The sequence below is a fragment of the Aliibacillus thermotolerans genome, assembly GCF_027853235.1.
In the GTDB taxonomy this organism is placed as follows: domain Bacteria; phylum Bacillota; class Bacilli; order Bacillales; family Marinococcaceae; genus Aliibacillus; species Aliibacillus thermotolerans.
Window position 1 is genome coordinate 107,013 of sequence record NZ_WKJG01000061.1, and the last position, 12,206, is coordinate 119,218.

The 12,206-nt window shown below is 39.1% G+C and carries 12 protein-coding genes; 3 read left to right on the plus strand and 9 right to left on the minus strand.

Features of this window, described 5'->3' with window-relative positions:
- Window positions 1–47 precede the first annotated feature (47 nt).
- From GJS40_RS10460 to GJS40_RS10480, 5 genes are all read right to left on the minus strand, one after another.
- Window positions 48–2,168 carry a transglutaminase TgpA family protein gene (locus GJS40_RS10460; RefSeq protein ID WP_270897802.1) on the minus strand — a complete coding sequence of 707 codons (2,121 nt, stop codon included), beginning with the start codon at window positions 2,166–2,168 and terminating at the stop codon, window positions 48–50.
- 15 nt (window positions 2,169–2,183) lie between these two features.
- Window positions 2,184–3,323, minus strand: coding sequence for a DUF58 domain-containing protein (locus GJS40_RS10465; protein WP_270897803.1), 1,140 nt, complete (start codon window positions 3,321–3,323; stop codon window positions 2,184–2,186).
- On the minus strand, window positions 3,320–4,282 hold the full coding sequence (locus GJS40_RS10470; protein ID WP_270897804.1) for an AAA family ATPase: 963 nt from the start codon (window positions 4,280–4,282) through the stop codon (window positions 3,320–3,322). Before GJS40_RS10470 ends, GJS40_RS10465 begins: the two co-directional genes overlap by 4 nt.
- 404 nt (window positions 4,283–4,686) lie before the next feature.
- Entirely contained in the window at window positions 4,687–5,130 is a 444-nt protein-coding gene (locus GJS40_RS10475) for a hypothetical protein (RefSeq protein WP_270897805.1), read from the minus strand.
- Between the two features lie 17 nt (window positions 5,131–5,147).
- A complete protein-coding gene (locus GJS40_RS10480) occupies window positions 5,148–5,981 on the minus strand; it encodes an alpha/beta hydrolase family protein (protein ID WP_270897806.1) in 834 nt (277 codons plus the stop codon).
- Window positions 5,982–6,128: 147 nt separating this feature from the next.
- On the opposite strand from GJS40_RS10480, the gene GJS40_RS10485 reads away from it, so the two are divergent.
- Window positions 6,129–6,812, plus strand: a complete 684-nt coding sequence (locus tag GJS40_RS10485) for a phosphoribosylaminoimidazolesuccinocarboxamide synthase (RefSeq protein WP_270897807.1) — start codon at window positions 6,129–6,131, stop codon at window positions 6,810–6,812.
- 62 nt (window positions 6,813–6,874) lie between these two features.
- On the opposite strand, the gene GJS40_RS10490 is transcribed toward GJS40_RS10485, so the two are convergent.
- Window positions 6,875–7,201, minus strand: coding sequence for a DUF4870 domain-containing protein (locus GJS40_RS10490; RefSeq protein ID WP_270897808.1), 327 nt, complete (start codon window positions 7,199–7,201; stop codon window positions 6,875–6,877).
- Window positions 7,202–7,495: 294 nt separating this feature from the next.
- Between GJS40_RS10490 and GJS40_RS10495 the strand changes: the two genes are divergently transcribed.
- Window positions 7,496–7,861, plus strand: coding sequence for a response regulator (locus tag GJS40_RS10495; protein WP_270897809.1), 366 nt, complete (start codon window positions 7,496–7,498; stop codon window positions 7,859–7,861).
- Here GJS40_RS10495 and GJS40_RS10500 read toward each other — a convergent pair.
- Entirely contained in the window at window positions 7,852–8,139 is a 288-nt protein-coding gene (locus GJS40_RS10500) for a hypothetical protein (RefSeq protein ID WP_270897810.1), read from the minus strand. The genes GJS40_RS10495 and GJS40_RS10500 overlap by 10 nt on opposite strands.
- Window positions 8,140–8,270: 131 nt before the next feature.
- Between GJS40_RS10500 and GJS40_RS10505 the strand changes: the two genes are divergently transcribed.
- The gene (locus GJS40_RS10505; RefSeq protein WP_270897811.1) at window positions 8,271–9,101 is read left to right on the plus strand and encodes a pirin family protein; all 831 of its coding nucleotides are present in this window, start codon (window positions 8,271–8,273) and stop codon (window positions 9,099–9,101) included.
- A 531-nt stretch (window positions 9,102–9,632) separates the two neighbouring features.
- Here the strand turns inward: GJS40_RS10505 and GJS40_RS10510 are convergent.
- Together GJS40_RS10510 and GJS40_RS10515 are read right to left on the minus strand one after the other, a co-directional pair.
- Entirely contained in the window at window positions 9,633–11,213 is a 1,581-nt protein-coding gene (locus GJS40_RS10510; protein WP_270897812.1) for a benzoate-CoA ligase family protein, read from the minus strand.
- 166 nt (window positions 11,214–11,379) lie between these two features.
- Complete coding sequence (locus tag GJS40_RS10515; protein WP_270897813.1) at window positions 11,380–12,177, minus strand: enoyl-CoA hydratase/isomerase family protein; 798 nt, start codon at window positions 12,175–12,177, stop codon at window positions 11,380–11,382.
- Between the last annotated feature and the right edge of the window lie 29 nt (window positions 12,178–12,206).

Consider the following 12,206-nt stretch of genomic DNA (forward strand, 5'->3'; position numbering starts at 1 on the left):
TTTCTTAAAAATATGCATTTTATTGTATCAATGGAAAACGAAATGGGTCAAGATTTTATCCGTTTTATGATGTTTTCCCATGATTTTTGGATTTCTTCTGAAAGAGGACTTGGACGCTTGTTTCCGTAATATATTTGTTCATATTGTTCAGTGATAAGTGACATATCATTTGTTTCATATTCTTGATCCATTCGTTTAGCAAATTCACGAAATGTTTCGCTTTTTCTACGATTGTGTCCTGCCATTTTAAATAGCGTCATGAGCGCTAAATACGCTTTCACAAACTTCATATCGTCATCTATTCGGTTGTATCGGTATTGGAGATACTTTTTATAAATCGGTATACGATACTTGTAAAGAATTCCAATAAGAAGGAGCGGCATGATGAAAAGAAGAAGTTGCACCCATGATGTTACTTTTTGGGAAGATTGATTATCTCTTCCTTCTGTTTCTTCTTCTACCATCTCTTCTATTTCATCTTCTTGCTTTTCTTCCTCTTCTTTTTCCTCCGTTTCTATCGATGGATAACTTTCTGGAGAAAATCCTTTTGTCGGTTCAAAAGGTACCCAACCAACAGAAGGAAAATAAACTTCTACCCAAGAATGAGCATTTCCATTCGTGACTTCATACACAATCCTTCCTTCTTCAGAACCTACTTTTTCTCCACTCGTAAATCCTTTCACCCAACGTGCAGGAATGTCGATGGAACGAAGCAGAACGACCATGCTCGTGGAGAAATTATCACAATACCCTCTCATCGTATCGAACAAAAATTGTTCAACGTAATCTTCATCTTCTTCAGGAACAGGTACATTTTCCGTTTCATACGTAAATATTGGGCTATGAAAATACGATTCAATGGCTCGGACTTTATCGTAACGCGTCTCCTCATTTTCTGTTAACGATTGAGCGAGAGCTTCCACCTCAGGCGAAAGATGTTCGGGTAGTTGTAAAAAATACTCTTCAATATGTGCCGGATCTACTTCACTACTCTCCCGCAGTTCTTCTTCAAATAAAACAGGACTTGCGCTCACTGTTTCATAGTAATGAGCAATAAACGGTTCTCCATTGCGATGCTTGTACGCTTTCCCGGTATAATTGTCAATAGAAACTTCTGCCTTCTCATCCGGAACACGGAATTGTTCTAAAGAGCCATCATAAAAAACGAAATCATAACGCATTTCTTTTTCTACGTACATGTCTACTTCATTACGCTTCGCTTCAACATGCGATTGATAAAGATTACTTTCTTGTACCAGTTCTAACGGAGTATTTGTCTCCCATCCTTGACCGGTATATACGTTTTTCGACTCACCCCGCCAATACCGCACCTCTCTATCTGCGACTGCGGTAAACACAAGACGATCATCCTGTTCGAACCCTCCCCCTAACTGCGTATCGTCATCTCCATAGCCGACGCGACGCACTTCATTATTCTTAAGAAATCGATGGGGGTCTTCTATCCCTAAAAATTCTTGCACATACGGCACAGGATCCTCCCAAGTAGGTCCTGATTTTGGTAAAAGGGAGGCAACAAATATCGCTGTGCCTAAAATCGCCACGGAAACTACAAGCCAGCGAGTCAATGCCTTTTTTTGATCAAACACAGGAAAATAAGAGGTGAGACGACTCCATTGTAAGAGCAATAATAGGAGAAATCCGATGATCGTCACACGGATCATGGCCCAGCTTCCATCGTAATCAAAAAAAGTGTCCAGTACGCCAATAAATATTACTGTACAAATAAAGAAAAATAAAATCCGTTTCGCATAAACTATCCAAAAATAAAGTAAATAGCTCATCATCGCAAGAAGAAGTAAAAATATCAAACTTTGAAAGGAGTGACTCGTCTCCTGCCATGTACCGGTAATCATATGACCTAAGTGATGAAAAATATCTTCGAAAAATACTTGCCACCAAGGAAGGCTTAAAAATGTTTCCTCATAAAAGAGAAGATGTAAGATAAGAAGAATGATTCCACCAATAGTTGGTAACGTTATCCACGCTGGAAAATCGAGAAAGACGATAAGGAAGAAAAATCCAGTCACAGCGATAAAAAGAGAAATGTAGCCGGTACTGGAAACTTCCGGGAGCGGAAGTAGCCACTCGATGAGCAACAAATATCCGCACATATAGGTGAAAAATGATAGGAGGCTCCGTTCTATCACACTTTCTCTCCTCTCCTAGCTAAGATGCTTATATACGCTGGCACCTAACTTTCGCAACTGTTGAAAGGAAGCGTCTACTCCTTGGTCGTCCTGTTCCAAAAAATAATGAATGGCAACATGTTCCCCTCTCTCTAACAACATCTTCCATTCTTCCACAATCGGTCGATTGAATTGTGAGGTCACATACATAAACAATCGTACAGAAGACGAAGGTAAAAAAGCAGGGACTTGTGTCTTTAGAGGAAAACTTTCTATGTTTTGAATCACTGCTAACTGAAGCAAAATTTCTTTTTCATTTCTTTTTGCTTGTGAGCGATCTTCTTCCCCACTACATTGAAAATGAATCGAACTTTTTTTCCGAAAACATTCATGTACAAAGGAAGCAGTGAATGACACCATCATTTCGAATAGCTTTTCTTGCTGACCGACATTGTCTAATATGAGAACGCAACCTTGTCCTTCCTCCGCTTCAAATTCTTTCGTCACTAACTGGCGTGTTCTCGCAGTCACTTTCCAATCAACACTCGTTAATTTATCCCCAGGAACATATTCTCTAAGCGACCGAATCGAATGTGACGGTTCTCCTTCATTCTTTAAAGAAGAAGTGGTTTGTTCTTCTTGAAAACGCGTTTGATACCAAGTAGTCAGTGGATATAGAGGTGGCAAGACCGTTACCGTATCCTGATAGGAAAGATTTGCTTTTTTTTGAAAAAAACCGAATAAATCATACATTTCTATGATGATTTCCGTAAAATGATATTCCCCTCTCTGTATCGTGTGAACATCATAGGAAAAAGAAAATTCTTTTGCCATGGAAAAGAACATCATTGTTCCCGGGTTTGTTTTCGACCATCCTCGTGGTACACGGTCTCTCACGTACAAAAAAAGAAACGGAAAAGTAGTTTTTCGTTTGAGTTTGACAGTAATAGTCACCGTTTCATCCGTATGAAGAATCCTTTTGGGAAGTTGACGAGTAACAGAAAAAGCACGAAGCGGATAAATCATGAGAAGCCCATTGAATAAAAGCAAAAGAGTGACACTATAAAATAAAAACCAACTTACAAATCCGCCTTGAAACATCGCATATGCATATAAAGCGGCAAAAATCATCAGTGCAAAAATCACTTTCCCTATATTAATGGCGTGCTGTTTCATCCCCGCTTCACCATTTTACTGGAGGATACCGGAACTTTCGTTGCACTTAAAATATCATCGATTATTTTTTCTTGAGAGTGATCTTGCAACTCTACATGGGGATGCAAATGAATACGGTGCGTCAATACGTAAGGTGCCAAATATTTCACATCATCCGGAATGATATAATCTCTTCCCTTTAAAAAGCTGTGCGCTTGAGCAGCTCTCATTAACGCGATGGATCCACGTGGACTGACTCCCACATAGACATCTTTGTGATTTCTTGTCGCAGTGACAATATCCACAATATACTGCTTTAAGGAATCGTCTATATATACCTCTCTTACTTGTTGTTGCATCGTTAAAATTTCTTCTATCGTTAATACTTCCTCTACATGTTCAATTGGATGATTCATTCTCACCCGTTCCAATACTTCTAATTCTTCCTCATACGATGGATAACCTAATTTTAACTTCATTAAGAAACGATCTAATTGGGCTTCCGGTAAGGGATACGTTCCTCCATATTCAATTGGATTTTGCGTCGCCATGACAAAAAAGAAAGACTGGAGTGGTCTCGTCTCACCATCAATCGTCACGTTTCCTTCTTCCAGCGCTTCCAAGAGTGCAGACTGGGTTTTCGGGGAGGTACGGTTAATTTCGTCGGCTAGTACTACATTGCTCATCACCGGACCAGGACGAAATTCAAATTGTTCCGTTTTTTGATTGTATATCGAGACTCCTGTCACATCGGAAGGTAATAAATCTGGCGTAAATTGAATTCGTTTAAACTCGGCACCAATGGAACGGGCAATGGCTCGGACCATCATCGTTTTTCCAACTCCCGGAACGTCTTCTAAAAGCACATGACCTTTTGCTAATAAAGCGGTAAAACTTAATTCTATGGCCTCTCTTTTTCCTACCACTACTTGTTCTACTTGTTTAATGGCATTTTTCAATGAGGTGGATGTATGAAACATGTTTTCTCCCCCAATATAATCAACGAATCGGATTCACACTTGTCTTATCATATCATAACTATCCTGTTATTCCCTTTTATAAGCAAATTCCCAAGTACGTTCATTTAAACAAAGAAAAAAGGTTTGGAGAAAATACGAGCACATTCTTGAGACTCGTATGAAATAGTACGTGGAAGTGTGCTTACATAAACAATGTTCAAAAACTGAAGGTGTGTTCCTAGTCGTATTCAGGGCGTGATTGCACAACTCATGGATGGAAAATCATTCCTCTTACTTTTCCAAGCATGAACCATTTTTCATCAAGTTTATTACTTTTCTATAGCATATCCTATAAAAATGCTCAATAACAGCAAATACCCCTTCTCCACTTCAAGCAATAAGAGAAGGAGTGCGAAAGATCATCATTACGAATTTTTCATTTCATCAAGAATCGGATACACCGATTCAATCCCATCTTCAGCGATTTGACAAGCAATCCCAAGCGGGGTTTTCCAAAAAGAGTCCGGGATGATGGGTACTTTCCGTCCTGCTGGAACAAATAACGTTTCATAAATGCGTGTTACATGTTTTTTTGTCTCGATAGGATTGTTATCTTTTTCACCTCGAGCGATATTAAAGAGATGTTGCATCGACCAAAACAACGTATCTCCGGGCATCGACGCATATTCTTTAAAACGAGCCAAACGTTTCTCATATGGTTCTATCGCTTCTTCGATGGATAGCGTACGAAGCAACTGTTTCATTTTGTTTTGGGCTAGTTGAAATACGTGGCGCTTTTCTTGTTGCATCAGTTCATCAGTGTAAATCTCTTGCAGAAAAGCGTATGCTTTTTCCGGCGTCCACTCCATCACATTTCTTCCTTTCCTCATTTTAGTGACTCTGTGAAAAAGCGCGTCGTTTCATTTAACGCTTCTTCCAATTCTTCCGGTATGGTCATAAGCGGATGGCTAGCATTAAAAGTATGACCTGCACCTTTTATCATCATCAGTTGACTGTGAGGTGCTTTTTCATGCATTTTTTTCGCCCCTTCGACCAGCCGTTCCAGATCTGCATCTCCTTGCACAATCAGTATAGGTACTTTAATATTTGAAATTTTCCCCAATATGTCAAATCGTTCTTTATTCTTTTCTATATCATCAAACACATTGCGTTTAATCGGCATTTGAATGTTTGTCCGTTTGTTCTCCACGTAGCCGACTCCCTCTGTAAACACTTGCTTTCGAAAATCATCGCCCCAAATATCTACTTGCGAAATTCCATTCCATGTCACCACCGCTTGTATCCGCTTACTTTCTGAAGCGAATAAAACGCTGTCTCCCCCACCACGACTATGACCGAGTATCCCAACACGTTCCAAATCAAAAAATTCTGCATAAGGAAGCTCTCTTTGTTCCATTTTTTCCATTAACACGTGCAAATCATTTAACTCTCTTGAATACGTATTTTCAGCAAATTTTTCCAGTTCATCAAAGTCATCTCCTTTCACACCATTCATCGAAAAGTTAAAGCGAATGGCATAAAAACCGTGCTTTGCTAACGTTGTCGCTGTGTAAGGGAAGAAGTTCCAATCTTTATATCCTTTAAAACCATGACAAATAATCACTACCGGTGCCTTTTCTCTGTTACTTGGTGCATGTACTTCCCCTCGTATAAATAAATCATCTTCTAAAGAAAGTACGAAAGATTGCTCTTCACTCATCTGTATCAACCTCCTAAACCCCATCGTACCACAGGTATCACTTTTTCTGACAACTCATTTTATTTTTGTAGGAGTTGATTTATCCATCGAAAAACATTCATAATAAGCATAGGCTTCTTTTATCTATGCGGAGAAAGGATTGGAAATATGAAACTAAAGTATAAAGGAAAAACGAAAGACGTATATGAACGAGAAGATGGGAACTACGTCCTACAATTTAAAGACGACGTCACCGGTGAAGATGGTGTTTTTGATCCCGGAGCAAATACAGTCGGGTTATCCATGGAAGGGGCAGGGAAAGCAGGACTACGACTCACCACATTCTTTTTTGAAAAATTACAAGAAAAAAATATCCCGACCCATTACATAGATGCGAATATGGACAAACAGACAATGACGGTAAAGCCGGCGTCTGTTTTTGGAGAAGGTCTGGAAGTCATTTGCCGTTACCGAGCTGTCGGTAGTTTTCTGCGTCGTTATGGAAAATATGCGGAGGAAGGTCAACCACTTGATGGTTTCATCGAGATGACGCTAAAAGATGATGAACGAGGAGATCCTCCCATTAGTAAAGAAGCCCTTGTCATGCTTCGTATTTTAACCGAAAAAGAATATGACACATTAAAACAATTAACGAAACAAATTAGCGATATCGTGAAAGAGGAACTTTTGAAAAAAAATATTGAGCTCTATGATATTAAGCTGGAATTTGGACGATCATCCGACGGAGACATTATATTAATTGATGAAATTTCAGGCGGAAACATGCGTGCCTATAAAAATGGCGAACCGGTGCAACCCCTTGAACTCGAACGACTCGTACTAGAAGCGTAATCTTCCTCATCTTTTTGCCACATAAATAGCAGAAAGGAGCATCCTTTCTGCTTCATTTTTCCTTACTTAATTAAACGAAAAATGAAAGGGAAACGGTACATATCACCTTGATAAGCTTTCACTGCCGCAATAATTGTAAGTATAAATGCAACAATCCCAACGATCGGTGCTAACAGAAGTCCTATTAATACAAAAATTAACAACCCAGCAATGATTCCATAAATAGTAAAAGAAATAAGAAAATTAAAGTATTCTTTCCCGTGATAATCAATAAAATCTGAATCATCTCTTTTAATAAGCCAAATAATTAACGGACCTAATACCGGAAAAAATAAACTAATAACGTATATGAGCATCGAAAACAAACGATCATCACTTGTTGCCTCCATTTCTCATCCTCCCTTCTGAATACCTCTCGTTCCGGTCTACCATATTGTTTCATATATCCGACAAAAGTTGAAGGGAATTTTCGCGGGGTTATTTTATCGTAATGCAGAAAATCCTCTCCAAAAAAATAAGCGGTAATAGTCAAACATTCCCAAAACCTTATCGAAAAATAGTAAAATAGTAATACACCATTTACATTCATTGATGAAATGCCGACATATATTTTGTGTGGGTTAGCATTTCCTTGTCTGCGTGTCGATACGATATCAAACCAATGAAAAAAGAAGGTAGTAACGATGAAAACAATATTGATCGCTGATGATTCTGTCTTTATGCAAAAGTTCCTTACAAATGTTATTGAACAACAAAACAATTACAAAGTGAGTTTGCTTGCTAATAATGGACAAGACGCCATTGAACAATATAAGAAAGAAAAACCGGATATCGTGCTTCTTGATATCGTGATGCCTGTAAAAGATGGGCTGTCTGCTTTAAAAGAAATACTATCCTACGACGAAGAAGCAAAAGTCATTATGTGTTCTGCACTCGGTACGAAAAATCATATGATCGAAGCAATCAATTTAGGTGCAAAAGACTTTATCGTAAAACCATTTTTTCATCACTTAATTGAAACGTTAAATAAAGTGAATGCTTATGAGTGAAATGGATGTTCATAAAACACGTCGATGAATTCCTTAGGCGAAGACAACACATAGTATGAATAGACTCCTTTTAACGTGTGTAAATAAAGCAATCCTCCACTTTTTCCAATGGGGCGATAAGACATATCAAGAACATCCGCTATCGGAAACTCTCGATATTTCGTTTTGATGCGATCGTCGTATAGTTGGAGCTCTCTGAGTTCTTCCTCTTCCGTTTGATCAATGCTAGACACGACACGACGAACTTGAACGTATGGTTGAACTGCAAGCAACTTCATCCAATCCCTCCGCGGAAAATCATGTAAATCCTTGTTTCATTATACATGCTTTTCCCCAAAAAAATATAGTTGTCCCTTCTGTTCATGATACACTGATAGATAAGAATATGGAAAAAGGTTGAGGTGATGGAATGAAAAGGGAAATTTCGAAACAGTGGAAGGTCACCCACACTCAAAATAGTCCGTCGCACACGCAAGGTTGGGTATTAGAACCAGGTCGTTGGGAAGAGTTTGATCCATTTCTAATCATGGCCGAAGATTGGTTTCAGAAAGGAACGTTCGGATTTCATCCACATCGCGGAATAGAAACTGTTACGTATGTCGTGGACGGCGAGCTTCATCATAAAGATAATCATGGTGGGGAAGGGATATTAAAAAAAGGAGACGTTCAGTGGATGACTGCAGGAAAGGGAATTCTTCACGCAGAAGAACCTGTTGGGGATCAAACCGTTCACAGTCTTCAATTATGGATAAACTTACCCGCCAAAAACAAAATGACCGACACTCGTTATCAAGATCTTTATCAACAAGATATGCCGTTAATGAAAGAACAAGGCACAAGCATCCGCATCTTTTCCGGTACTTACAAAGGGAAACAAGCCCCAACGTTAAACTATACACCCATCATGATGCTCGATATGATGATGGAGCCGGAAGCGGAGACAACCATCGATATTCCTGCTTCTTATAACGGTTTTCTTTATATTCTAGAAGGTAATGGAATATTTGGTGAAAGAGCACAAAAAGGAGAAAAAAATCACGTCCTTTGGCTCGGTCCCGGGAACGGAACACAAGAAGAAAATAGCACTCTTTCCGTAAAAACAACCTCTGATGTTCTTCATGCGATCTTATATGCAGGAGAACCGATAAAAGAAAGAGTGGTCGCCCAAGGACCTTTTGTCATGAACACAGAAGAAGAAATTAGACAAGCCTTCTTAGATTACCGCCAAGGGAAATTTTAAGAGAAGATGAGACTAATATTTCATCCTATAGAGGAATAAAGTGTCGTATGCACTCGTCATGCGACACTTTATTTATACAATCTGATCAGGAATGGTCCCAAGAAGGCTAAAATTATCAATAAATAGGTGATTTGGAGCGCTTTGATGCTTCATGCGACCAATTTCGCTTTAGAAAAGAAGATGAAGCGTCCCATGAACGTTTCATGCGACGCTTTATTTTGTAAAACACCGATGGAACGGTCGTATGAATGTCAACATTGGAAGAAATTGGGATAAAAATAGGTCTTCATACGACCTATTTTTACGAAAACGATGCAATGAATTGTCACATAAAAGATCCATGCGACCACATTTCGCCTCAAACTCCCACTGAATGGTCTCATGATGCCAGGAAGCTTTCTCTTGCGTCGACCGACCTGTTTACTATTCGCACGTGCATCCGAAGTTGCAGACGAGAAACATGTTGACGTTTTCGGTGAGTAAACTTAAGGAATGAAGTAGGGAAAAATCCACAAAAATGGTACTCTATTTCTATTTTGTTCTTAATTTAAATCGTTGAATTTTCCCGGTTGCAGTTTTCGGAAGCTCATCTACGAACTCAATTTCCCGTGGATATTTATACGGAGCAAGATTTTGCTTTACATGTAGCTTCATCGTTTCTTTTAATTCTTCACAAGCATCTTCTTTATTTTTAAGTACGATATAAGCTTTCGGATAAACGAGATTCGCTTTGTTCTTTTCCCCGACAACTGCCACTTCTAATACATCTTCTCTATATAACAATGTCGTTTCTACTTCCACTGGTGATACCCATATTCCTCCGACTTTCATCATATCGTCGGAACGACCGCTATACCAAAAATAGCCTTCCTCATCTTGGTAATATTTATCCCCGGTATGCATCCACTCTCCCTTAAATTTGTGATGATTTTCTCCTTTGTTTAGCCAGTATCCAGAAGTGATGCTATCTCCTTTAATCAGTAAGTCACCAATTTCATTCGGTGGCAGTTCTTCCCCTAACTCATTGACTATTTTCGCCTTGTAGCCTGGCACTAATTTTCCTGTGCTTCCTGCCTTGATGTTATCATTTCGGTTTGAGAGATAAATATGAAGGGCTTCGGTAGAGCCAATACCGTCTAAAATATTTAAATGAAAGATTTCTTTCCACTTTTCAAAGTAACTAGCAGGTAGAGGTTCACCTGCAGAGACACAGACACGAACAGAAGAAAGGTCAGGAACTCGGCCCGTTTCAGAAATATAGTTAAGCATCGCTCCATAAAGCGTAGGAACACCGAAGAAAATAGTGGGTTTTTCCCTTTCAATTAACTCAAATACTCTCTCTGGTGTTGGCCTTTCTTTTAGCAGGATCGTAGTAGCACCTGCTCCGAATGGAAAATATAAACCATTTCCCAATCCATAGGCAAAAAATAATTTTGAGGCAGAAAAAACTTTATCCTCTTTTTTCATATGCAATATTTTCCTTGCATAATTTTCGTAACATGCTTCCATACTTTCTTGCCGATGCAAAACACCTTTCGGATTCCCTGTACTACCTGAACTATATAACCAAAATGCAATGTCTTCTGCGGTAGTGTAGTATTCTTCTGTCAATTGGTCAGAAGCACTGTTTACAAAGTGATGGAAATCAATATATTCTGTGCTCTTATTTCCTCCTTCAGAAATGACGATCACGTGTTTTAAAAATAAATAACGATCCTGATGATCCTTTAAATGCTCCCAAATATCTTCATGAACAACTAACACTTTCGCACGACTGTGATTTAAAAAATATTCATAATCGTGAGGCTTCATCATTGTATTGACAGGAATAGGAATTGCTCCTATCTTTATCGCTCCAAAAAAAGTAGTAATAAATTCTGGGGAATCGTATGTGACAAGTAATATTCTATTTTCAGGTTCTACACCAATATCCAAAAGAGCATTGCCGAACTGATTTATTCGTTTTGCAATCTCATGATAAGTAAGACTTTCATTCCCACATACAATTGCCTCTTTATTCCCTAATCCTTCTTTCACATTTGTATCTATGAACCGATAGGCTGCATTATACGTTTTTTTCAGCCCTTTCAGTTCTTCCATCGAACCAATCATAATACGCCTCCCATGCAATATTAGACTCTTTATGATTATCTGGGTGTAAGGCATCAAGTTTAAGTTAGACACGATATTGATAACGCTTACAACAAACGGAACAGAAAGAGGAGACCATGGGTCCTGTGACCCGTAGCCTCACATGTACCTCTCTTTCTTTCAACACTTACTGTCCAGTCCATTGAGGCTCTCTTTTTTCAAGGAATGCGCTGAGACCTTCTTGAGCATCGTTTGAGCGGAACAGTAAGTTTTGTAGTTCCCCTTCATAGCGAATCGCTACGTTCAGTGGCATTTCTTTTCCGTTCATAATAGACAGTTTAATGTTGGAAGCGGCATACGTTGCGCTGTTCACAATATTTCTTGCGTATTCTAACGTCTTCTCACGCACTTCTTCTTGTGGAAATACGCGGTCAACTAAATGAATTTCTAGCGCTTCTTGTGGTGTGAGTGTCTCCCCAGTAATATTTAAATCCAGCGCTTTCGAATGCCCTACTTGACGAAGGAGACGCTGGGTTCCACCAGTACCCGCCAATACACCGAGGCTAATTTCCGGAAGACCAATTTTTCCAGCTTTGTCTCCCATGAAGCGAAGGTCACAACCGAGCGCCATTTCGAGGCCGCCACCGACTGTGTGTCCTTCTAAACACGCAATCCAAATTTGTGGAGAACGCGCCATTTTATCTAACGTTTCATTACAGAATAAGCAAAACTGGGTTTTAAAACGCGGATCCGAAGATTTCAAAAAGTTCACGTCTGCCCCTGCGGAGAAAAACTTCGGCATATCACTCATTAAAATCGCTACCTTGATATCACTGTCAAAACGGATGTCATCAATCGCGTCATTTAATTCTTTATAAAACGCTAAATCATAGGAATTCGACTTATTGACGTGAATATGCACCTCCGCAATTCCGTCTTGCTTTTTCAACGTTAAATTCTTTTTTGCTACTTCTGTTGTACTCATATAATCTCCTCCTAAAATTAGTTAAAAGT